This is a genomic window from Novosphingobium fluoreni (genome assembly GCF_014196615.1).
Classification (GTDB): domain Bacteria; phylum Pseudomonadota; class Alphaproteobacteria; order Sphingomonadales; family Sphingomonadaceae; genus Novosphingobium; species Novosphingobium fluoreni.
The window spans coordinates 1-21,771 of the sequence record NZ_JACIDY010000003.1 but is presented as its reverse complement, the minus strand read 5'-3'; the positions used below and the strand labels follow the sequence as shown (position 1 = coordinate 21,771).

Here is a 21,771-nt window from a genome sequence, read left to right as displayed (position 1 = left end):
AAGTGCTGCCGGGGGGAACATGGGTTACGTCGAAGCGTCTGCTCCTGCATACTATGGGATCGCCGCTGATATGATTGCTTCCGATGTTTTCCAGAAGATCGATCTGGAGCTTCATCCCGATCCCGCCCGCACGGTGATCCGGCCATTCAGTTTCGAATACCCCAAGGCGTTCGCCGATGGCAGGCCCACGCGGCAGCAGGCGGTGCTGGAGCGGCTGCGCGGCCTGGACCCGGAGGTGCGGCAGCACATGCTGGACCATATCGCCGGCCCTATGCACCAGCGCCATCGCAATGCCGATGCGGTGTTCCTGCGCCAAGTCGACGCGCTTGCCGATCGGATGCCGGAAATCTGCGACTTGAGCCATGAGGACAAGCTGATCGCTGGCGCTTACTTCAGCCAGGAATACGCCTTCGAATCCGCCGCGCTGTTCAATCCCAGCATCGTGCGCATTCCCGGCGAGCAGGGCCTCAGCGATGACGGCCAGTTGCGCTTCATCCTGTCCCTGCGTGGCATCGGGGAGGGGCATATCTCATCCGTCACCTTCCGCGCCGGAACGTGGGACGGCGGCACCGGGATCACGATCGATCCGGTCAGTCCGAACTGCGTCCCGCCGCGCGTGGAGAACGATAGTGAGGGCGGCTGGGTGCGGCTCATCTGCGAGGACAGCCAGGATATCTCTGAAACCGTCGTCTTCCCCATCCTGCCCAGCCAGCGCCAAGGTGTGGAAGACTTGCGCATGGTTCCGTTCCGCGATGCCGAGGGTGTGGAGACGGTGATCGGCACCTACACCGCGTTCGATGGCAAGTCGGTCCGCCAGGAACTGCTGCGCGGAATAGACTTGCGCCGCTTCGACATGCGCCCGCTGGCCGGTGCGATGACGGGCTACAAGGGCATGGCGCTGTTCCCGCGCCAGATCGACGGACAATTCGTGATGCTCGGCCGCCAGGACAGCGAGAGCATCTGGCTGCTGCGCTCGGACGATCTTTACACCTGGGAAGAGGGCCAGCCGATCATGGCGCCCAAGTACCCGTGGGAATTCGTGCAGATCGGCAATTGCGGATCACCCATCGAAATCGACGAAGGCTGGCTGGTGTTCACCCACGGCGTCGGCTTGGTGCGCGGCTATGCGATCGGCGCATGCCTGCTGGACAAGCACGACCCCTCCCGCGTTCTTGCCCGCACCCGCTCCCCGCTGATCCATCCCAGCGCCGAACATCGCGGCGGCTATGTGCCCAACGTTACCTACAGCTGCGGGGCGCTGGTCGAAGGCCGCCGCATACTGCTGCCATACGCCGTCGCCGACGAATACACCGCCTTCGCCACCGCCTGCGTGGATGACGTATTGGCGGTGATGGAGGAGGCGTAAAGGGGGGCGGTCGGGCGTTCCCTATTCCTGTAGAGAATTCTTGTCAGACACATTGTTAGCCGGAATACTATCCCACTCACCGGGGGGTAGAATCTTGAAGCTGATCTTGAAATATGCGGTGACGGCTATGTCTGTCGCGTCAGTCCTAGGCGGTGCGCGGGCAGCTGAAGCGCCGCCGCTCGATGCTTATGGGGAATTGTCTCAGTTCGAGGACGCGGCCATCTCGCCCGATGGTTCGCTGACGGCTGCGGTTGTGCGGATCAAAGGCGAGCGTCGGATCGTCGCCATCGATGGTCAGGACAAGCCCTTCGTCAATATCTCGGCCGGACCGGGCAAGGTGCGCAGCATTCAATGGGCGGATGATAAGACGGTTCTGCTGACGACCACGTCGACAGTGCCGGTATTTGGCTTCACCGCTGACAAGTACGAACTGACCGGCACTATCATTCTGGCGATGAAGCCGGGCGGTGTTTCCGGCTCCGTCTTTGCCAACACAGATTCGGTGGCACGCACCACGCGCGGGCAATATGGCATCCGATCGATCGACGGCCGCACTGTGGGCTTTTTCGGCGGGATCGCCCTGCAGATGGGCGGTTCGGGGCGGTACATGGAGCATGGCCGCACGACGCTCTATGGCGTTGATCTGTCCACCAATAGGGCACGGGCCGTCGCTCCGCCCCCCGAAGAGGATCACTTCCGCGATTGGTTGATCGATACCTCGGGCAAGGTTGGCGCGATGCTCGATGTTTCTCAAATCGACGGTGGCTGGCGGATCACCGGTGCGAAGTCCAAGGAATTGGCGCGCGGCACCACGCCGACAGGTGATATCAGCCTGATCTCGTTCGGGCATGACGGTAGTAGCGTGATCTATGAGACCGCAGACGACCAGCACGGCCAGCGTTGGTTCGAAGTGCCCATAATGGGCGGGGATGCAAAGGAGATCGTTCCCGGTATCGCGATCGATCGGGTGTTCGTCGACAAGGTCACAGGTCGTCTGCAGGGTTACCGGACGGACGGCGACACTCGGGTCACGGTGATGAGTGACCCGGCGCAGCAGCGAGCGCTGACGGCGATTTTCCGCGCGTTCAAGGGGCTCAACACCCAACTGATGGACTACACGCCGAACTTCTCCAAGGTTCTGGTGCGGACATCAGGGAATGGCGATAGCGGCACATGGTACCGAGTGGACGTGGCCGGTAAGCACGCCGAGCCTATCGGCTACGAGCGTCTTCGGATTGCACCGGAGCAGGTCGGCCCGATTTCGCTCGTGCTCTATGAGGCGCAGGATGGGTTGGCGTTGAACGGTGTACTGACTTTGCCACCTGGAATACCGGCAAAGAACCTGCCCGTCATCATGCTACCCCACGGGGGGCCGGCGGCGCATGACACGGTGCAGTTCGACTGGATGGCGCAAGCATTTGCTTCTCGCGGCTACGCGGTGTTTCAGCCTAATTTCCGCGGCTCGACCGGCGGTTCCTATAGCTTGCGTCGCGCTGGTGATGGCGAGTGGGGCCGCAAGATGCAGACCGATATCTCCGATGGGCTTTCCGCGCTGGCGGCAAAAGGCATCGTCGATCCCAAGCGGGCCTGTATCGTTGGTGCCAGCTATGGCGGCTATGCGGCGCTGGCCGGTGTCACGCTGCAACACGGGATATACCGATGCGCGGTGGCCGTGGCCGGGATTTCCGATCTCGGTTTAATGTACAACACGGATACTCGTGAGAGTGGCGGCTCCAAGATGCTGAGCCGCGCCCTGAAGCGGCAACTGGGTGAACCGAAGGGCTTTTCGGCGGTATCACCCCGCAAGTTTGCGGCCGGAGCGGATGGCCCGATCATGTTGATCCACGGCAAGGATGATACCGTGGTGGACTACGGCCAAAGCCGGGTGATGGCCGATGCCTTGAAGGACAACGGCAAGCCGTTCGAGCTCATCACCCTTCAGGGTGAGGACCACTGGCTTTCGAAGGAGGAAACCCGCAAGCGCATGCTTACCGAGAGCATACGCTTCGTTCAAAAATACAATCCGGCGAACTGACTTTCCGCGACGGTGCCCAGGGCAGGAACCCCGGGGAGATACGCCCCGTGGGACCGCTATCCTCCGAACGGCACCGTCAGCAGGTAGAAGATCGCGCCCACGGCGGCGGAGGCGGGGATGGTGATGATCCAGGCCATGACCACGCTTTGCGCCACGCCCCAGCGGACGGCGGAGGTGCGGCGTGCGACGCCCGAGCCGATGATGCAGCCGGTGATCGTATGCGTGGTCGAGACCGGGATGCCCAGCAGCGACGCGGTGAACACCACGATCGAGCCGGACATCGAGGCGCAGAAGCCCTGGTGCTGGCTGAGCTTGGTGATGCGGCTGCCCATCGTCTCGATGATCTTCCAGCCGCCGGTCATGGTGCCCAGCGCGATGGCGACGTAGCAGCAGATCGCCACCCAATGCGGCACCTCGAACTTGCCGCTGTAATAGCCGGTGGAATAGAGCAGCACGGTGATGATGCCCATCGTCTTTTGCGCGTCGTTCAAGCCGTGGCTCAGCGAATAGGCGGCAGACGACATCAGGTGCAGCACGCGGAAGGACTTGTCCGCCACGCGGTTGGTGGAGCGGGAGAAAAGCCAGCTTGTCAGCAGCATCAGCGCCATCGCGATCATCATGCCCAGCAGCGGAGACAGGACGATGGCGATCAGAGTCTTGTTGAGGCCGGACCATTGCACGCCGGTAAGACCGGCATGGGCGACGCCCGCGCCGATCAGTCCGCCGACCAGCGCGTGGCTGCTGGACGAGGGGATGCCCTTGAGCCAGGTCACGACGTTCCAGAACATGGCGCCGATCAGCGCGCCGAAGATTACCGATGGCGTGATCAGGTCCTTGGCGATCAGCCCGCCGCCGATAGTCTCGGCCACTTTGTGCAAGGCGGGGAACATCAGCGTCAGGAAATAGGCGGCGAAGTTGAAGAAGGCGGCGAACAGCACCGCCGCGACCGGGCCGAGCAGACGGGTGGCGACGACGGTGGCGATCGAGTTGGCGGCATCGTGCAGGCCGTTCAGATAATCGAACGCAAGCGCGACGACGATCAGGCCGACCAGCAGCGGCAGGGCAAGTTCATGCATGGCGGCAGCCCTCAGGCGTGATCGATGACGACGCCGTCGATCTCGTTGGCGACATCCTCCAGCGCGTCGGTGATCCGTTCCAACTGGTTGAAGATCTCGCGGCGGACGATGAAGCCCATCGGGTTGGTTTCGCCGAAAGCCTGGTAGGCGCGCTTTACGCCCGACGCGTGGATATCGTCGGCGTGGCCTTCCATGCGGACCAGCCGCTCGGTCAGTTCGTGCAGGCGCTTGCCGTTCTTGCCTACATCACGCAGCAGCGGCACCGCTTCTGCCAGCACGCGGCTGCTGTCGACGATGAGGGCGACCATGTCGCGCATTTCCTGGTCGAAATCGCTGAAATCATACAAGTCGATGGCCGAAGCCGCGCCGTTCATCCGATCGATGGCATCGTCTATCGAACTGACCAGCCGGGTGATGGCGCTGCGATCGAACGGAGTCAGGAAGGTGCGGCGCACCAGGCTGAGCACTTCGCGAATGATCTCGTCCGCGTCGTGTTCGCGTTCCTTAATCTCGCGGATGTGATCCTGCCGCCCGCGTCCATCGGAGAACAGACGGGCAAGGGCATCGGCACCGGCGACGACCGTGGCCACGTGCGCCTCGAACAGGTCGAAGAAGTTGGCCTTTTGCGGCAGCAGCTTCTGAAACCAACCAAACATGCGGCTTATCCCTGTTTTTTGGGCAACGGTGCCCAGCATCGTGGTGCGCGCCGTAGCGGCGCGAAATTCGGTAGTGTCGAACGATCGGATCAGATCGCCCAGATCCGCTTCGTCCACATTGTTCGCCGCTTCGCCAAGCGTGAACCAGCGGCGTTCGCGTTCATGCGCTTCCTTCCACTCGGGCAGCTCCTGCTGGACGGCCAGCGGGAACACCTCGACGTCGACCATCAGCGCCGCCCCGTTTCCGCGCCGCTTGCGATAGCGGTACGATCCCAGTGGCGTGGGGCAGGCCCATCCGGTGACACCGGCCTCCTCTTCCGCTTCCAGTGCGGCAGCCGCGTGACGGCTTACGCCGGACATGGAATTGCCTTTGGGTATCACCCAGCGGCGCGTGCCCCGCGACGTGACGAGCAGAACCCGGACGGGGCCATCGGCTCCATCCTCGAAGCGGTAGGGAAGGGCAGCTATCTGGCGAATTCTTCAACACTCCATGCGCGATGGCGCGCTCGTGTGACGGTTGTGTGACGCTCGTCAAGCCGAGGCAGGGGATTTTGCCCCACCGGGGGACTTTGCGTGCGGCCAAGGCTCACCGGAATGGCGGCTCGATGAAGGCGCGCAGCTTGCGCGAATGGAGCCTTGCGCCCTGATCGCGCAGCAGTTCGCACGTGCGCACGCCGATCGCCAGGTGGGCGCCGATCGCTTCTTCATAGAACCGGTTCGCCTGCCCCGGCAGCTTCAGTTCGCCGTGCAGCGGCTTGTCAGAGACGCACAGCAAGGTGCCGTAAGGCACGCGGAAGCGGAAACCTTGCGCGCTGATGGTGGCGCTTTCCATGTCGATGCCGATCGCGCGGCTCTGGCTGAAGCGGCGAGCGGAATGGGTGTAGCGCAGTTCCCAGTTGCGATCGTCGGTGGTGACGATCGTGCCGGTGCGCATCCGTTTCTTGAGGTCCGCGCCGCCGGTGCCGCTGACGCTTTCGGCGGCCTCCGCCAGTGCCTGCTGCACTTCGGCGATGGCGGGGAGCGGAATTTCCGGCGGCAGCACCGGGTCGAGAACATGATCGTCGCGCAGGTAAGCGTGGGCCAGCACATAGTCCCCGATGCGCTGTGATTCGCGAAGGCCGCCGCAGTGGCCGATCATCAGCCACGCCTCTGGGCGCAGCACCGCGAGGTGGTCGGTAATGGTCTTGGCGTTGGAAGGGCCGACGCCGATGTTGACCAGGGTGATGCCGGACCGGTCCTCTCGGATCAGGTGATAGGCGGGCATCTGATGCCGGCGCCATGCCGTATCCGAAAGGCGCGCGCGGGCGTTGTCGGTGGGTGTGTCCAGGTAGAGCCCGCCAGCGCCTGACAATGCGATATAGTCGTTCTGGCCGACTTGCTTGCCCGCCCAGTCCACGAATTCATCGACATAGCGGTGATAGTTCGTGAACAGGATGTACTGCTGGCAATGCTCAACGCTGGTGCCGGTGTAGTGCGCCAGGCGCGCCAGGCTGAAATCGGTGCGCAACCCGTCGAACAGGGCGAGGGGGAGCGGATCGCCTGGTGCGTTGCGATCGATGGCGTCGGCGATCTCGTCACCGATCATCGCCAGTTCCGTCGTCGGGAAATGTGCGGCCAGTTCGGCCGGCGTCACCGCGCCGATCGCCAGACCGTCCAGCACGTACGGAAACGGAATCTCCTGCGCCGAGCGGACGACGCTGACGTTGATCACGTATTCCTGCTCCAGCAGAGCCAGCTGCTCGGCCAGGTAATCCGCAAAGAGATGCGGGCGAGTGACGGTGGTGACGTAAGTGCCGCGCCCTGGCAGCCGACCAAACGCGCGTGATGAGGCAGAGCCATGCTCCTGCCCCTCATACGTGACGCGAAGTTCGGGATAGGACCATAGCCGGTCGGCGCGGCGGTCTGACGGGGGGAGAGTGCCGTCTTTGATGAAGGCGGCGATATCGGCCTTCAACGTGGAGACGGCGGCTTCGTAAACGCGGACCAATTCCGCGAGGGTTTCTTGAACGCTATGCATCTTGCACGCTTACGGAAATGGTGTGGCAATGCAAGGGCAGTGCGCGCAATCACCATCGGTCATGCCCCGTTGGTGTCTCGACTTCGCTCGACACGAACGGGGGAGGGGCCTGCCGTTCTCTCGTTCAGCGGGCCTCGGCGATCAGTTGCAGCGCTTCCACGTTGGTCCAGATCTTGCCGCCGGTGAAGCGCCACACTTCCTGCCCCTGCGCATTATAGAGGATCGTCGTCGGCAGCGTCTGCACCTGGTACTTCGCGCCCAGCTCTCCCTTGGCGTCGGCCCAGGGCTCCAAGTTGTCACCCCCGCGCTCCTTGATGAAGGAGGCCACCTTTTCCGTGCCCGTCATGTCCTGCGAGACGGTGACGACGCGCAGCTTGCCTTCCTGCAGGTCCACCAGCCGGTCCAGCGTGGGCAGTTCGACCACGCAGGGCGCGCACCATGTGGCCCACAGGTTCACCAGCGTCGGCTTGCCGCGCAGCGATGCCATGGCCAGCTTTTTGCCGCTGGCGTCGGTCAAGGTCAGGTCCGGCATCGCCTCGCCCTTGTGCGAACGATCCAGCGTGCCGGACAGCTTTTCGCTCTTGGGCAGTTCGGAAGGGCTTTCGTCCGGTTGCACCGGCTGTGGGGTTTGCTTATCGCACCCCGCGACGAATAGCGCGAAACCAAGGGCGGCGAGTTTGAACGAGCGGGACGACAGCAAGGGCACAGGCTCCGGAAACGCCCCGGGGGGCAATCAGATGTGGGGCGGGCGCTTCGCGGAAGGGCCCTCGGCGATCATGCGCGAGATAAATGCCTCGATCCCCTTCGACAAGGCATTGTGGCGACAGGACATCCGCGCCAGCAAGGCGCACGTGACGATGCTGGGCGCGATGGGCATCGTCTCCGACGAGGATGCGGTGACCATCGTCAAGGGCCTGGACGCCGTAGCGGTCGAATACGAAGCCCATGGCGTGCCCGAGGACTGGAGCCTCGAGGACATCCACATGACCACGGAGAGCCGCCTGGCCGAACTGATCGGCCCCGTGGCCGGCCGTCTCCACACCGCGCGCAGCCGCAACGACCAGGTGGCGACCGACTTCCGCCTTTGGGTGCGCGATGCGATGGACGATGCCGACGCCGGATTGCGGGCGCTGCAGGGAGCACTGGTGGCCCGTGCGGGCGAGCATGCCGAAAGCATCATGCCTGGGTTCACCCACTTGCAGACCGCGCAGCCCGTCACGCTGGGCCACCACCTGATGGCCTATTACGAGATGATCGCGCGCGATCGCTCGCGCTTTGCGGACGCGCGCAAGCGCCTCAACAAGTCGCCACTGGGTGCGGCAGCGTTGGCGGGAACCGGCTTTCCGATCGATCGCGAGATGACGGCGCAGGCGCTGGGCTTCGATGGTCCAACCGCCAACAGCCTCGATTCGGTGTCGGACCGGGACTTCGCGCTGGATTACCTGATGGTCGCCAGCCAGTGCGCGCTGCACCTGTCGCGATTGGCGGAGGAGTTCATCATCTGGGCCAGCCAGCCGTTCGGTTTCGTGGCCTTGCCCGATTCGCTCTCCACCGGCAGCTCGATCATGCCGCAGAAGAAAAATCCCGATGCGGCAGAGCTGGTGCGCGGGCACGCCGGGCGGATCTCGGGCTGCCTCGTCTCGCTGATGATGACGATGAAGGGCCTGCCGCTCGCTTATTCGAAAGACATGCAAGACGATAAGCCACCGGTGTTCGAGGCGGCGGGCTTGCTGGCGCTGTCGATCGCGGCGATGACCGGGATGGTCGCCGAGACGCGGTTCCGCACCGATCGGATGCGTGCCGCCGCCGAGCTGGGCTTTGCCACCGCGACCGACTTGGCCGACTGGCTGGTGCGCCAGGCGGACATTCCCTTCCGCGAGGCGCACCATATCACCGGCGCGGCCGTGAAGCTGGCCGAACAGCGCGGCGTGCCGCTGGACCAGTTGCCGCTCGCCGATCTCAAACAGATCGACAACCGCATCGATGAGCGAGTATTCTCCGCACTCTCAGTCGAGGCGTCGGTCGCTGCGCGCAAGTCGCATGGCGGCACCGCTCCGGACGAGGTGCGCAAGCGTGTCGCCGATGCCCGGCAGGCGCTGGAAGGCGAATGACGGTGAAACACGCAACTCGTATCCTGATCGCCTGCGGCCTACTAAGCGCGCTGGCCGCATGCGGTTCGCGCAAGGACCTGGCGCTGAAACCCGGCCAGCAGCTGCCGCCCGCGCCGTATGGCCGCGCGGTGCAGCCGCAACCCACCGAGTTGCTGCGCACCCCGACGCTCGCCATTCCCGAACGCAGCGTAGAGCTTCGCACCCGCTCCGAAGAGCGTGAGGACGATCCGTTCGACCTGCCGCCTCCCGAAGACAAGTAAGGCCCCATGGACCATTTCGAGCTGAAGAACGGCGCGTTGCACGCCGAGGATGTGCCGCTGGCCGCGATCGCCACAGCGGTGGGCACGCCCGTCTATGTTTATTCGCGCGCCACGCTGACGCGCCATGCCCGCGTCTTTCGCGAGGCGTTGAGCGCACTGCCGCGTGTCCACCTGGCGTTTGCGGTCAAGTCCAACCCGAACCTGGCGGTGCTGAAGCTGCTGGCGAAGGAAGGCTATGGCGCGGATGTGGTCTCGGCGGGCGAAATGCATCGCGCGCTGGCGGCCGGCATGCCCGGTGCGGACATCGTCTTCTCCGGCGTAGGCAAGACCGGGCGTGAGATGGCCGAGGCGCTGGATGCCGGGCTGGGCCAATTCAACCTGGAGAGCGAGGAGGAAGGCGTCGAGCTGGCTGCCATCGCCGCCGAGCGCGGCGTGGTCGCGACCGCCACGCTGCGGGTCAATCCCGATGTGGATGCCAAGACCCACGCCAAGATTTCCACCGGCAAGTCCGAGAACAAGTTCGGCGTTCCTTACGATCGCGCTGCAGAAATCTATGCGCGGCTCTCGGCACTGCCGGGGCTGACGATGCGCGGTCTGGCGGTGCATATCGGCAGCCAGATCACCGACCTCGAACCCTCGCGCGTGGCCTTTGCCAAGATGGGCGATCTGATGCGGGCCCTGCGCGAGCAAGGGCTTTCGGTGACGCACATGGATCTGGGCGGCGGGCTGGGCGTGCCCTATCGCGTGGGTGAGACGTTGCCGGGGCCGGCGGAGTACGGCGCGATGGTGGCCGAAGTCACCCGCGATTGGGACGCGACGATCATGTTCGAGCCGGGCCGCGTCATTACCGGCAATGGCGGCGTGCTGGTCACCGAGGTGATCCGGGTGAAGCCCGGCGCGGTCAATCCGTTCGTGGTGGTCGATGCTGCGATGAACGATCTGGTCCGGCCCGCGATGTACGATGCCTGGCATGACTTCGCGGCCGTGCAGCCGACGGGTGAGCGGATGACGGCGAACATCGTCGGCCCGATCTGCGAAAGCTCCGACACGTTCGCCATGGCGCGCGATGTCGATGCCGTGGTGGCGGGAGACCTGGGCGTGTTCCGCACCGCCGGGGCATACGGCGCGACGATGGCCAACACCTACAACAGCCGCGCGCTGGTGCCCGAAGTGATGGTGGATGGCGACAAGTGGGCGATCGTGGCCGAGCGGATCGAGCCTGCGACGATCCTGGCCGCAGAACGCGTGCCGGAATGGCTCTAGCCGCATGATCGCCTCGCTGCCGCTGTTTCATCGCATCGCGGGCCAGCCGGTGATCGTGCTGGGCATGGGCGATGCGGCGGACGCCAAGCGGCGGCTGGTCGAGCGGGCTGGCGGGCAGATCGTCGACGACCTGCAGGAGGGCATCGACAGGGGCGCGCGGCTGGCCTTCATCGCGCATGAGGATGAGCAGTCGGCGCAAGCCGATGCCATCCGGGCGCGGTGTGCAGGGTTGCTCGTCAACGTAACGGACCGGCCGCAACTGTGCGATTTCACCGTCCCCTCCGTGCTGGACCGCGCGCCGGTGCTCATCGCGATCGGGACGGGCGGCGCGTCGGCCGGGCTCGCCAAGCAAGTGCGGTTGCGATTGGAAGCCATGTTGCCGCGATCGCTGGGGGCGCTGGCCGATGGGCTGCACGCCGCGCGCGCGGCGCTGCGGGCACGCTGGCCCGACGCGGGCGATCGTCGCCGGGCGCTGGATACGGCCCTGGCGGCGGGCGGCGCCCTCGATCCGTTGAACGAGGCCAGCGCGGCGCGGATCGACGAATGGCTGGGAGCGGACGCTGTCGTGATGGCCACGGAGCCGATCGATATCACGCTGCGGTCGCACGATCCCGACGATCTGACCTTGCGCGAATTGCGCTGGCTGGGTGCGGCGGATGTGATCGTGCATGAGCGCGATGTGGCGGCGGGTGTGCTCGATCGGGGCCGGGCCGATGCGATCCGCTTGGAGGTGGCCCGGGGTGAGAGTTACACGGTGGAGGGGCTGGTCGTCACCCTCAGGGCTCCGATTTCAGTATAACCTACCCCGTTCGTGTCGAGCGTAGTCGAGACACGCTGACCAAGCGCAAAGGTGTCTCGACTACGCTCGACACGAACGGGGTAGGAGGTGTGCGAAAGGGAGGCGAAGAGGCTGCCCGCTCTACTTCACCCAGTCCAGCCCCAGCTCTTCGTACAGGTCCTTGGCTTCGGCCCAGTTCTCTTCCACCTTGACGTGGAGGAACAAGTGGACCTTCTGCCCTAGGATTTCCGCCAGTTCCTTGCGCGCGGCCTCGCCGATGGCCTTGATCATCGCGCCGCGCTTGCCCAGCACGATCGCTTTCTGACTGTCGCGCGCTACGACGATTTGCTGGCGGATTTCCACCGAGCCGTCCTTGCGCGGGGTGTAGGCCTCGGGCCGCACCGCCGTATCGTACGGCAGTTCGTCATGCAGCAGGCGGTAGATCTGCTCGCGCGTCACTTCGCCGGCCAGCAGGCGTTCGCTGGCGTCGGAAACCTGGTCCTCTGGATAGTGCCACGGACCTTCGGGCATCAGCTGCGCCATCCGCGTCTTCAGCTCGGGCACGCCATCGCCGGTCAGAGCGGAGACGAAGAACACTTCCTCGAACGCGACCTTTCCGGTCAGTTCCTGCGCCAGCGCCAGCAGCGGTTCCTTGGCCGTGGCGTCCACCTTGTTGAGCACCAGGAACTTGCGCTCGGTGCGATTGTTCAGCGTTTCCAGCAGCGGTTCCAGCTCATGCCGGCGTTGCTTGATCGGATCGACCAGCAGCAGGATCGCGTCGGCTTCCTGCGCGCCTTCCCACGCGGCGGAGACCATCGCCCGATCCAGCCGCCGCTTGGGCGCGAAGATACCGGGCGTGTCGGCCAGGATGATCTGCACCCGATCCTCGCCCGACGTGTCCAGCGCGATGCCCAGCAGGCGCGCGCGCGTGGTCTGCGCCTTGGCCGAGGTGATCGCCACTTTCTGACCCACCAGCGCGTTCACCAGCGTTGACTTGCCTGCGTTGGGCGCGCCGATCACCGCCACCAGGCCACACTTTTCCGTCAACCGAACCTCCGCATGAATTCTTCGGCAGCTTGCCGTTCGGCATCCTGCTTGCTGTTTGCCGTGGCCTGCGCCTCGCCCACGCCCTTTACACAGACTTCGACGGTAAAGCGCGCGGCATGATCGGGGCCGGAACGATCGACCAGTTTGTATTCCGGAGGCCGCCGCCGATTGCCCGCTGCCCATTCCTGCAGCGCGGACTTGGCGTGCTTGCGGCTGCCGGTGCTGCCACTGACCTGATCCTGCCACAACCGCCGCACCATGTCGCGCGCAGCATCGAAGCCCCGCTCGACGAAGCAGGCACCGATCAGCGCCTCCATCACGTCGCCCAGGATATTGTCGCTGTCCTGTCCGCCATCGTCACGCGCCTGCTTGCCCAGGCGCATGTGCGCGGCGAGGCCGATCTCCCGCGCCACTTGCGCGCAGACGGTGCGGCTGACCAGCGCGTTCAGCCGCTGGGAAAGCTTGCCCTCCGGGCCATCTCCGCGTTCGAACAGCCATTCGGCGATCGAGAGGCCCAGCACGCGATCGCCCAGGAATTCCAGCTTCTCGTAGTTGCGCTTCTCCCCGGTGCTGGCGTGCGTGAGCGCTTCCAGCCACAACGCGGGATCACGCGGGGGTTGGCCGGACAGGTCGGTCAGGAAAGCCAGTGCCTCGGCGGCCAAAGTCATGACGCTATCCCGTGCGAACTAGAGGTGCCTGGCGAAGCGATGCTCAGAACGTTCCTCCGATCCGGCTCCACCGCGCGGCGGTGAACCAGGTCCACGGCTTCAGCCACTCCGCCCCGCCATTGGTGGAGAACATCATCACCGATGCCTTGCCGACCAGGTTGGCCTGCGGAACGATGCCGATGCCTTCACCCTCGATCGCGGGGAAGCGGCTGTCCAAAGAATTGTCGCGGTTGTCACCCATCAGGAACATGTGGCCGGCGGGCACGGAGAACACTTGCGTATCGTCCTGCGGCTGGGCGCCCAGATCCAGCACATTGTAGCTTTTGCCGTTGGGTAGCGTCTCCCGGAACTGGGGGTAGGAACAGGCCATGCCGCCATCGGGCGTCTGCGCCTCGAACTCGACGCCATAGCAGTGCGTATTGGCGGTCAGGGGCAGGATGAAGTTGTCCACCCGCTGCTTGGGCACGGCCTTGCCGTTCAGGAAAACCTGGCCGGCGCGCACTTGCACGGTATCGCCCGGCAGGCCGATCACGCGCTTGATATAGTCGATATCGTTGCCCGGCGGGGCCTTGAAGATCACGATATCGCCACGCTCGGGCTGGCTGGCGAAGATGCGGCCCGGGATCACCGGCAGGCTGAACGGCATCGAGTACTTCGAGTAGCCGTAAGACCACTTGGACGCCAGCAGGTAGTCCCCATTCTCCAGCCGGGGCAGCATCGATTCGCTGGGAATGTTGAACGGCGAAAAGATGAAGCTGCGAAACACCACCACCAGCAGCACAAGTTTAGCCAGGAAAACGAAGAAGTTCTCCTCCTTCTTCTCCTGGACGGGAGGCGTATCGGGCGCGCCGACAGGCTGGCGATCTGCGGCGGCGACGTGGGGATCGGTCATCGTGATGTCCATGTTGCGCGTCATGGCTTCCGTCAAGCCGCGCGCGTGGGGGAAAGGCCCGGCAACGGTGCCGATTTCGCACAAGATCGGCCTTGGCGTTCGCAAGTGCAACAGGCATAACCGCGCCCGATTGCGGGGCCGGATGGCCGGAACGAACAAGGACAGGGCATGAGCGAGGCGACCGGATCGGTGTGGAAGACGCTGGCGGATTTGCCGCGCCCCACCTTGTCGGAACTGTTCGCGCAAGATCCATCCCGGCTCGACCAACTGGCGACCCGGCTCGACCTGGGTGAAGAAGGCATCCGGTTCGACTGGTCGAAGACGCACCTGGACGCCGCCCACATCGACGCGTTCCTGAAGCTGGCCGACGCTGCGGATTTCGCAGAGCGCCGCCGGGCGCTGTTTGCAGGAGAGATCGTCAACGCGACGGAGGGCCGCGCGGCCGAGCATACCGCGCAACGCGGCGTGGGCCGGGATGAAAGCGTGGCGCTGGCGCACGGCTATCATTCGCGCATGGCCGCCATCGTCGAGGCTATCCATCGTGGCGCGATGGGCGAGGTGAAGCACCTGATCCACATCGGCATCGGCGGTTCCGCGCTCGGTCCGGCGATGGCGGTCAACGCCCTCGCGCGCGACGGGGCGATGGTGGACGTGCATGTCGTGTCCAACATCGACGGGTGCGCCTTGGAAGCGGCGTTTGCCGCGTGTGATCCGGCGACGACGATGCTGGCGGTCGCCTCCAAGACGTTCACGACAACGGAAACCATGGTCAATGCCGAAAGCGCCATCGGCTGGCTGCGTGAGAATGGCGTGGACGACCCCTATGGCCGCATCGTCGCGCTGACGGCGGCGACGGACAAGGCGGTCGAATGGGGCGTGGACGAAACCCGCATCCTGCCGTTCTCCGAAAGCGTCGGCGGGCGTTACTCGCTATGGTCATCAATCGGTTTTCCGATCGCGATGGCGCTGGGCTGGCCTGACTTTGCCGAGATGCTGGAAGGCGCGGCGATCGTCGACCGGCACTTCCGCGACACCGACGGGATCGACAACCTGCCGCTGCGCGCCGCTTTCGCCGACCAGCTATACACCCGCCTGCGCGGTTGCCAGACGCGGGGCGTGTTCGCCTATGATGAGCGACTTGGCCTTTTGCCGGATTACCTTCAGCAGCTGGAAATGGAATCGAACGGCAAGTCGGTGACGGCGGACGGCGCGCCGGTGGATGGGCCGACCGCACCGATCACCTGGGGCGGCGTGGGCACCGATGCGCAGCATGCGGTGTTCCAGTTGCTGCATCAGGGCACGAACCTGGTGCCGGTGGACTTCATCGCGTCGATCGCGCCGGGCGACGATCTCTCGCCCGATCACCACCGCATCCTGCTGTCCAACTGCTTCGCGCAAGGCGCGGCATTGATGGCGGGCAAGGCCAGCGACGATCCGGCGCGCGCCTATCCGGGCGATCGTCCTTCGGCCACGATCCTGCTGGACGATGTTTCGCCCATCAGCTTGGGCGCGCTGATCGCGTTTCATGAGCATCGCACTTTCGCAAACGCGGTGCTGATGGAGATCAACCCCTTCGACCAATTCGGCGTGGAACTGGGCAAGGAAATCGCCAAGCAGATCGAGAAGGGTGGGGCCAGCTTCGATTCGTCGACCGAGGCGCTGCTGGAACTGGCCGGTATCACCTGACTGTCGGTTGCCGGAAGCTGATCTTGCTCCATGTATTTTTACATAGAAGCCGTCGAAGCGCGCTGAAAGCATAATCCGTTAGCCATGCCCCATCGTTTTCTTCTTAGAGAATCAGGGCATTATGCGAATTCGTTTCGGTTATGTGCGCACCGTTACGCTGTGTGGCGTGGCAAGCGCGGCGTTGTCCGCGTGTGGCGGTGGGGGCAGCGGCGGTGGGTCGGTAGCGTCCACCCCAGCGCCAGTCGCGGCACCCACACCATCGCCGTCGGCAACGCCTGCACCATCTCCGACGCCTGCACCATCTCCGACGCCCGCGCCATCCCCGACGCCCGCGCCATCTCCGACGCCCGCGCCATCTCCGACGCCTGCACCATCTCCGACGCCCGCGCCATCTCCGACGCCCGCGCCATCTCCAGCGCCCGCGCCATCTCCGACGCCGGAGGTGTCTCCAACCCCTGCACCGTCTCCTGGCCCAGAGCCTTCACCAAGCGTGGAACCGTCACCATCGCCTAGCCCCACTCCCGCCCCCACTCCCACGCCCAGCCCGTCATCGGGCCTGATTCCGATGCCGCCCAAGAGCGAAGTGCCCGAACGCTCGGTGCAGGACGACGATGAGTATCGCCGCAATTACGTGGCGTTCGAACACGTCAACGCGCTGTATGCGCTGGATAATGGCTGGACCGGCAAAGGCGTGCTCGTCGGCGTGGTCGACGATGGCGTCGTCGCCAATGCCGAGCTGGCGGGGCAGATCTCCCCGCTGAGCAGGGACTTCGGCAATGTCACCACCGGCGGCGTGACCAAGGCGCGCAACGTGATCGGCGATTCGTATTCCGATCACGGCACGATGGTGGCGGGCGTCATCGCAGCGCGCAACGATGGCTCGGGTGTGCAAGGCATGGCGCCCGATGCGCAGATCGTGGCGCTGCGCATCAGCGATACCAACACGACGACAGGCGAGGAAACGCTGGGTCGCACCTTGCCCGCCGCGCTGGACTATGCGGCATCGAACGGGATCAAGATCGTCAATGCATCGCTGGCCAAGATCGACGCCAGCAAGCCCAGCCAGGGCTGGTCCGACATGGTGGCGCGTTACACCGCCTCCGGAGGGTTGTTCGTCAATTCGGCCGGCAACGATGGCGAAGCGAACGCCAAGGGCTACCTCGATCTGACCTCCGCCAATCGCGGCGGCTGGCTGTTCGTGACCGCTCTGGAAGAGACAGACGGCAGCCTGAGCATCGCCGATTACGCCAATCGCTGCGGTTCTGCCGCGATGTCGCGGTGCGTTTCGGCGATGGGCACGAATGGCACGATGGACGTGGCGGGAGAACTCGTCGCCTTCAGTGGCACCAGCGCGGCGGCGGGCCAAGTCAGCGGGCTGGCCGCGCTCATCCTGGGCAAGTGGACGCAGTTGAGCGGCGTGCAGGCGGGGCAAGTGATCCTCAATACCGCGAAGGACATCGGCGATGCCGGGGTCGATCCCACCTATGGCGTGGGCCTGATCGACGTTCAGGCTGCCTTGGCTCCAGTCTCGCCGACACTCTCGAACGGCTTGACCCAGACGGCGGCAGCCGGCGCGGCGATGGTCATACCCGCAGCAGTGGGCGGAGCGCAGACCGGCGCCCAAGTGAAGGCTATGCTGGCGCACGTCACCGTTCTGGATGCCTATGGTCGCGACTATTCAGGGAACTTGGCAGGCCTCGTCGCAAATCCCGAGCAGCGTGCAGGGCAATTCGCGCGCCGGGTGGCGAGCAGCGCGATGGCGGGCAATTCGCGATTCGCCGCACCCGGTTTCGCCGCCAGCTTTGGCTATACGACGTATCGGACCGGCCCCAATGCAACGGACCAGCGGGGGCAGCTGACATATGCCGGGCTGTCCGCCAAGCTGGGCTCGGCAAATCTCGTCGCTTCGTTCTCCGGGCAGGATGCGGTGCAGGATGAGGCGATGGGCCTGGCTCCGGCTTCCGACGTTACGCTGGCTTACGCGCCGGGCGCGAACCTGGCGATCGGAATGGAGCGTCCGGTGGGCGGGGTGCGCATGGCTGTTTCCGCCGTCGCCAGCGACGGACGATACGGATCGGCGCGCGGGGTTCTGCTTGGCCTGAACACCCCGCTGGCAAGGCTGAAGGTCGGCTATCTGGACGAAAGCGGCACGCTGTTCGGTACCCCGGTCGGCGCGGGGGCGATGCGGTTCGGCGATGGGGCGCGGACGGCTTTCGTCGAACTGTCACGCAAATGGCGGTTGGGCGCGTGGTCGCTCGATACCTATGCCTCGACCGGTGCGACGCGGCTGAAGATCGGCGGCGATACGCTGCTCACCTGGGCCAGCACGATCCTAAGCCAGCGGGCAGGGCTATCGGCGAGCCGTGCGGCGCTGGCAGGCCGCATTCGCTTTGGCGTGGCGCTGCCGCTGGTCGCGTTTTCCGGCTCGGGAGAGCTGACGTATGCCAATGGCTATGATCTTGCCACGCGCTCGCTGCTCTACAATCGCGAGCGGGTTGGTCTCACCGGCCAGTATCAGCCGGTGATGAGCGTGGGGTACGAACGAATCGGCACCAACAGCGCCTTGCGTCTGGCAGCGGCGAAGGACGTGGCGACACAGGATTGGCGAGCGCTGGCGTCCTATCGCAGAACCTTGCCCTAGCGCGGGACTTAACCGGGCCCGTGGCGCAAGCTCAGGCTTCGAGGCGCGGCGCTGGCACAGGCGTCTTGGACAGCGAAGCGCGAGGCGCAGCGATTGCCACATCGTGCTGCATCAGGAGCGCAAGCTGCTCGCGGCCGAAGCTCCATTCGCCAAGGCCGGAGTCCGCATTGATGTGGCCGCACTCGCCCGCGTCCACCAGCGTGCTGCCCCAGCGGCGCGCCAGAGCCTGCGCCGTGTGAAAGCCCATCCAGGGATCGTCATGACTGGCGATCAGGCGGCTTGGGAACGGCAGAGGCTCGGTCGGCGTAGGGGCGAAGCGAGCCACCCGCTCGTCCAGCGGGAAGAAATCCACTTCGGGCGGGGCGACCATCAGCGCGCCCACCACCGGCATCGCCTCGCCCCGCTCGGCGAGCGATGCCTGCTCGAACTTGGCCCACCAGGCGACCGCCAGGCAGCCCAGGCTGTGCGCCACCAGCACCACGGGGCGTCCGGCGCTGCGGATCGCCAGGTTCAGGTTGTTGATCCACGTATTGCGGTGGGGATCGTCCCACTTCGCCAGATCGACCTTGCTGCAATCGGCGTGCTGCTCTTCCCAAATGGTCTGCCAGTGGGCAGGGCCGCTGCCGGACAGGCCGGGGACTAGAAGGACGGCGGGGGTCTGTTCGTTGTGCGGGACACGCATTCGACGGGTCATGACACTCTCCTATGGGGATGACCGAACTCGAGATGTGTCGTCGTTCGTTTCTAGCGCCCAGTTATACTCTATTCACAAAATAGACAATAGCCCTTGCGCCGATCCATGGCGATTTTGCGCCCACTTGAAGACGGGGCGGCGCATGCGGGCGTCTGGCATTCTGGCGGCAACATGCCATATCCGCGCGGAACGAAGCTGGAGCCGCGCCGATGCCTGATTTTGACTATGACCTTTTCACGATCGGTGCAGGCTCTGGCGGGGTCCGCGCCTCGCGCGTGGCGTCCGCCTATGGTGCCCGCGTGGCGGTGGCCGAGGAGCACAAGGTCGGCGGCACCTGCGTGATTCGGGGCTGCGTCCCCAAGAAGATGCTGGTCTATGGCGCGCACTTCGCCGAGGATCTGGAGGACGCCAAGCACTTTGGCTGGGATATCCCGAACTGCACGTTCGACTGGATCAAGCTGCGCGACAACGTGCTGAACGACGTGGATCGGCTGAACGGGATCTACTCCCAGACGCTGGAGAATGCGGGCGTCGAGATCATTCACCAGCGCGCCACGATCAGCGGCCCACACGAGGTCACGCTGGCGGATGGCACAAAGAAGACCGCCAAGCACATCCTCGTCGCCACGGGAGCGCGGCCGCACGTGCCCGATTGCCCGGGGCATGAGCTGGGCATCACATCGAACGAGGCGTTTCACCTGGACGCGATTCCGCGCCGCATCCTGATTGCCGGTGCGGGCTATATCGCCAACGAGTTCGCGGGCATCTTCCACCAGTTCGGCGCCAAGGTGACGCTGATCAACCGCACCGACCAGTTGCTGCGCGGATATGACGAATCCCTGCGCGATCGATTGCTGCAGATCTCGATCATGAAGGGCATCGACTTCCGGTTCCACGCCGATTTCCGGGGTATCGAAAAGACCGATGAAGGCTGCCTGCGCGTGTCGATGACCGGGCATGAGCCGATCGATGTCGATGCCGTGCTGTTCGCGACCGGCCGAGTGCCCAATGTCGAAGGGCTGGGCCTGGAGACGGTCGGCATCGAGCTGGACGACAAGAACGCGATCAAGGTCGACGATTATTCGAAGACCAGCGTCGATCACATCTACGCGATCGGCGATGTTACCAATCGCATGCAGCTGACGCCCGTGGCGATCCGCGAAGGGCAGGCCTTTGCCGACACCGTGTTCGGCGGCACGCCGCGGACGGTGGACTATTCGTGCGTTCCCAGCGCGGTGTTCAGCCACCCGCCGATCGCCAGCGTCGGCCTTACCGAGGCGCAGGCCAAGTCGCAGCTGGGTTCGGTGAAGGTGTACGAAAGCGATTTCCGGCCGATGAAGAACGTGGTGGCACACCGCAACGAGCGCTCGCTTTACAAGATGATCTGCGATGGACACACCGACAAGGTGGTGGGCATCCACATGATCGGGCCCGAGGCGCCAGAGATCATGCAGGCGGCCGCTGTCGCGGTGAAAGCCGGGCTGACCAAGGCCGATTTCGACGCCACGGTGGCCATTCACCCGACCATGGCGGAAGAGCTGGTCCTGCTGAAGTAGCCAGGCCGAAGCTGTTAAGGCGTTTCCTTCCGGTGCCAGCTTTGCAAACTTGGTGTTTACAACTTTGCAGAATAACATTGGACGCGGGGGATGAGATGCTTTGATAGGGCATGGTTGAGAGCCGTGACGGCAGGGAGTGATTAGCAGGTGTCAGCCAACATCGCGGAGATGGAGAAGCGTCGTGAAGCGGCGCGGATGGGTGGCGGCCAGCGTCGCATTGATGCGCAGCATGCCAAGGGCAAGCTGACCGCGCGTGAGCGGCTGGACGTGTTGCTGGACGAGGGCAGCTTCGAGGAAGTGGACGCCTACGTCGAGCACAACTGCGTGGATTTTGGCATGCACGATGGCGCCAAGATCCCGGGCGATGGCGTGGTGACGGGTTCTGGCACGATCAACGGGCGGCTGGTGTTCGTGTTCAGCCAGGACTTCACGGTGTTCGGCGGGGCGGTGTCGGAACGGCACGCGATGAAGATCTGCAAGATCATGGACATGGCGCTGAAGGTTGGCGCGCCGGTGATCGGGCTGAACGATTCGGGCGGCGCGCGCATCCAGGAAGGCGTGGCCTCGCTGGGCGGCTATGCCGAGATCTTCCAGCGCAACGTGCTGGCCTCGGGCGTGGTGCCGCAGTTGTCGCTGATCATGGGCCCGTGCGCGGGCGGCGCGGTGTACTCACCGGCGATGACCGACTTCATCTTCATGGTGAAGGACAGCTCGTACATGTTCGTGACCGGGCCCGACGTGGTCAAGACGGTGACGAACGAGGTGGTGACGCAGGAGGAACTGGGCGGCGCGGTGACGCACTCCAGCAAGACGTCCGTCTCCGACCTTGCGCTGGAGAACGACATCGAGGCGCTGCTGGCGACGCGTGACTTCTTCGACTTCCTGCCCGCCTCCAACCGCGACGAAGTGCCCGAGCGCCCCTGTGCCGACCCGTGGGACCGCAGCGAGGCCAGCCTCGACACGATCATCCCGCCATCGGCCAACCAGCCTTATGACATGCACGAAGTCATCAGGAAGACGCTGGA

Annotated in this window: 19 protein-coding genes; 10 read left to right on the top strand and 9 right to left on the bottom strand. The window is 64.7% G+C overall.

Going from position 1 to position 21,771, the window contains the following annotated elements; all coding sequences use genetic code 11:
- Positions 1 to 70 precede the first annotated feature (70 nt).
- Together GGR39_RS07260 and GGR39_RS07255 are read left to right on the top strand one after the other, a co-directional pair.
- Positions 71 to 1,366 (top strand): glycoside hydrolase family 130 protein, encoded by a 1,296-nt coding sequence (locus GGR39_RS07260; RefSeq protein WP_183616837.1) that lies wholly within the window; start codon positions 71 to 73, stop codon positions 1,364 to 1,366.
- A gap of 127 nt (positions 1,367 to 1,493) precedes the next feature.
- Positions 1,494 to 3,401: an alpha/beta hydrolase family protein gene (locus GGR39_RS07255; protein WP_183616551.1), complete on the top strand. Its 1,908-nt coding sequence runs from the start codon at positions 1,494 to 1,496 to the stop codon at positions 3,399 to 3,401.
- A 56-nt stretch (positions 3,402 to 3,457) separates the two neighbouring features.
- On the opposite strand, the gene GGR39_RS07250 is transcribed toward GGR39_RS07255, so the two are convergent.
- From GGR39_RS07250 to GGR39_RS07235, 4 genes are all read right to left on the bottom strand, one after another.
- Positions 3,458 to 4,477: an inorganic phosphate transporter gene (locus GGR39_RS07250; protein ID WP_183616550.1), complete on the bottom strand. Its 1,020-nt coding sequence runs from the start codon at positions 4,475 to 4,477 to the stop codon at positions 3,458 to 3,460.
- Between the two features lie 11 nt (positions 4,478 to 4,488).
- Positions 4,489 to 5,610 (bottom strand): DUF47 family protein, encoded by a 1,122-nt coding sequence (locus GGR39_RS07245; RefSeq protein ID WP_082668019.1) that lies wholly within the window; start codon positions 5,608 to 5,610, stop codon positions 4,489 to 4,491.
- Between the two features lie 109 nt (positions 5,611 to 5,719).
- On the bottom strand, positions 5,720 to 7,150 hold the full coding sequence (locus tag GGR39_RS07240) for an AMP nucleosidase (protein ID WP_183616549.1): 1,431 nt from the start codon (positions 7,148 to 7,150) through the stop codon (positions 5,720 to 5,722).
- Between the two features lie 124 nt (positions 7,151 to 7,274).
- Positions 7,275 to 7,850: a TlpA family protein disulfide reductase gene (locus GGR39_RS07235; protein ID WP_246388469.1), complete on the bottom strand. Its 576-nt coding sequence runs from the start codon at positions 7,848 to 7,850 to the stop codon at positions 7,275 to 7,277.
- A gap of 37 nt (positions 7,851 to 7,887) precedes the next feature.
- Here GGR39_RS07235 and argH point away from each other — a divergent pair, with 37 nt between their 5' ends.
- Genes argH through GGR39_RS07215 form a run of 4 tightly spaced genes read left to right on the top strand, consistent with a single transcriptional unit; the run spans position 7,888 to position 11,583 of the window.
- The gene (gene argH, locus GGR39_RS07230) at positions 7,888 to 9,261 is read left to right on the top strand and encodes an argininosuccinate lyase (protein ID WP_183616836.1); all 1,374 of its coding nucleotides are present in this window, start codon (positions 7,888 to 7,890) and stop codon (positions 9,259 to 9,261) included.
- A complete protein-coding gene (locus GGR39_RS07225) occupies positions 9,258 to 9,521 on the top strand; it encodes a hypothetical protein (protein ID WP_183616548.1) in 264 nt (87 codons plus the stop codon). The genes argH and GGR39_RS07225 overlap by 4 nt, the downstream gene beginning before the upstream one ends.
- Before the next feature lie 6 nt (positions 9,522 to 9,527).
- The gene (gene lysA / locus GGR39_RS07220) at positions 9,528 to 10,784 is read left to right on the top strand and encodes a diaminopimelate decarboxylase (protein WP_183616547.1); all 1,257 of its coding nucleotides are present in this window, start codon (positions 9,528 to 9,530) and stop codon (positions 10,782 to 10,784) included.
- Positions 10,785 to 10,788: 4 nt separating this feature from the next.
- Positions 10,789 to 11,583, top strand: coding sequence for a precorrin-2 dehydrogenase/sirohydrochlorin ferrochelatase family protein (locus GGR39_RS07215; RefSeq protein ID WP_183616546.1), 795 nt, complete (start codon positions 10,789 to 10,791; stop codon positions 11,581 to 11,583).
- 120 nt (positions 11,584 to 11,703) lie between these two features.
- Here the strand turns inward: GGR39_RS07215 and era are convergent, their stop codons facing one another.
- The 3 genes from era to lepB are packed head-to-tail and all read right to left on the bottom strand — an operon-like array spanning position 11,704 to position 14,169.
- Entirely contained in the window at positions 11,704 to 12,609 is a 906-nt protein-coding gene (gene era / locus GGR39_RS07210) for a GTPase Era (RefSeq protein WP_183616545.1), read from the bottom strand.
- Positions 12,606 to 13,277 carry a ribonuclease III gene (gene rnc, locus GGR39_RS07205; RefSeq protein WP_183616544.1) on the bottom strand — a complete coding sequence of 224 codons (672 nt, stop codon included), beginning with the start codon at positions 13,275 to 13,277 and terminating at the stop codon, positions 12,606 to 12,608. The genes era and rnc overlap by 4 nt, the downstream gene beginning before the upstream one ends.
- A 43-nt stretch (positions 13,278 to 13,320) precedes the next feature.
- Positions 13,321 to 14,169: a signal peptidase I gene (gene lepB / locus GGR39_RS07200; protein WP_183616834.1), complete on the bottom strand. Its 849-nt coding sequence runs from the start codon at positions 14,167 to 14,169 to the stop codon at positions 13,321 to 13,323.
- A gap of 168 nt (positions 14,170 to 14,337) precedes the next feature.
- On the opposite strand from lepB, the gene pgi reads away from it, so the two are divergent.
- On the top strand, positions 14,338 to 15,855 hold the full coding sequence (gene pgi, locus GGR39_RS07195; protein ID WP_183616543.1) for a glucose-6-phosphate isomerase: 1,518 nt from the start codon (positions 14,338 to 14,340) through the stop codon (positions 15,853 to 15,855).
- A 138-nt stretch (positions 15,856 to 15,993) separates the two neighbouring features.
- On the opposite strand, the gene GGR39_RS17200 is transcribed toward pgi, so the two are convergent.
- Positions 15,994 to 16,431: a hypothetical protein gene (locus GGR39_RS17200; RefSeq protein WP_246388465.1), complete on the bottom strand. Its 438-nt coding sequence runs from the start codon at positions 16,429 to 16,431 to the stop codon at positions 15,994 to 15,996.
- Here GGR39_RS17200 and GGR39_RS07190 point away from each other — a divergent pair.
- Positions 16,421 to 18,496 (top strand): S8 family peptidase, encoded by a 2,076-nt coding sequence (locus GGR39_RS07190; protein WP_246388463.1) that lies wholly within the window; start codon positions 16,421 to 16,423, stop codon positions 18,494 to 18,496. The genes GGR39_RS17200 and GGR39_RS07190 overlap by 11 nt on opposite strands.
- 31 nt (positions 18,497 to 18,527) lie before the next feature.
- Here the strand turns inward: GGR39_RS07190 and GGR39_RS07185 are convergent, their stop codons facing one another.
- Positions 18,528 to 19,190, bottom strand: coding sequence for an RBBP9/YdeN family alpha/beta hydrolase (locus GGR39_RS07185; protein WP_183616541.1), 663 nt, complete (start codon positions 19,188 to 19,190; stop codon positions 18,528 to 18,530).
- A gap of 209 nt (positions 19,191 to 19,399) precedes the next feature.
- Here GGR39_RS07185 and gor point away from each other — a divergent pair, with 209 nt between their 5' ends.
- The gene (gene gor / locus GGR39_RS07180; protein WP_058736837.1) at positions 19,400 to 20,746 is read left to right on the top strand and encodes a glutathione-disulfide reductase; all 1,347 of its coding nucleotides are present in this window, start codon (positions 19,400 to 19,402) and stop codon (positions 20,744 to 20,746) included.
- A gap of 147 nt (positions 20,747 to 20,893) precedes the next feature.
- A partial coding sequence (locus tag GGR39_RS07175) for an acyl-CoA carboxylase subunit beta (protein WP_343055814.1) occupies positions 20,894 to 21,771 on the top strand: 878 nt, incomplete at its 3' end.

Coding starts and splice junctions, on each gene's coding strand:
- lysA (WP_183616547.1), top strand. CDS start 9,528: ATGGACCATTTCGAGCTGAAGAACGGCGCGTTGCACGCCGAGGATGTG.
- GGR39_RS07255 (WP_183616551.1), top strand. CDS start 1,494: ATGTCTGTCGCGTCAGTCCTAGGCGGTGCGCGGGCAGCTGAAGCGCCG.
- rnc (WP_183616544.1), bottom strand. CDS start 13,277: ATGACTTTGGCCGCCGAGGCACTGGCTTTCCTGACCGACCTGTCCGGC.
- pgi (WP_183616543.1), top strand. CDS start 14,338: ATGAGCGAGGCGACCGGATCGGTGTGGAAGACGCTGGCGGATTTGCCG.
- GGR39_RS07260 (WP_183616837.1), top strand. CDS start 71: ATGATTGCTTCCGATGTTTTCCAGAAGATCGATCTGGAGCTTCATCCC.
- gor (WP_058736837.1), top strand. CDS start 19,400: ATGCCTGATTTTGACTATGACCTTTTCACGATCGGTGCAGGCTCTGGC.
- lepB (WP_183616834.1), bottom strand. CDS start 14,169: ATGACCGATCCCCACGTCGCCGCCGCAGATCGCCAGCCTGTCGGCGCG.
- GGR39_RS07240 (WP_183616549.1), bottom strand. CDS start 7,150: ATGCATAGCGTTCAAGAAACCCTCGCGGAATTGGTCCGCGTTTACGAA.
- argH (WP_183616836.1), top strand. CDS start 7,888: ATGTGGGGCGGGCGCTTCGCGGAAGGGCCCTCGGCGATCATGCGCGAG.
- GGR39_RS07185 (WP_183616541.1), bottom strand. CDS start 19,190: ATGACCCGTCGAATGCGTGTCCCGCACAACGAACAGACCCCCGCCGTC.
- GGR39_RS07225 (WP_183616548.1), top strand. CDS start 9,258: ATGACGGTGAAACACGCAACTCGTATCCTGATCGCCTGCGGCCTACTA.
- GGR39_RS07250 (WP_183616550.1), bottom strand. CDS start 4,477: ATGCATGAACTTGCCCTGCCGCTGCTGGTCGGCCTGATCGTCGTCGCG.
- GGR39_RS07190 (WP_246388463.1), top strand. CDS start 16,421: ATGCCGCCCAAGAGCGAAGTGCCCGAACGCTCGGTGCAGGACGACGAT.
- GGR39_RS07215 (WP_183616546.1), top strand. CDS start 10,789: ATGATCGCCTCGCTGCCGCTGTTTCATCGCATCGCGGGCCAGCCGGTG.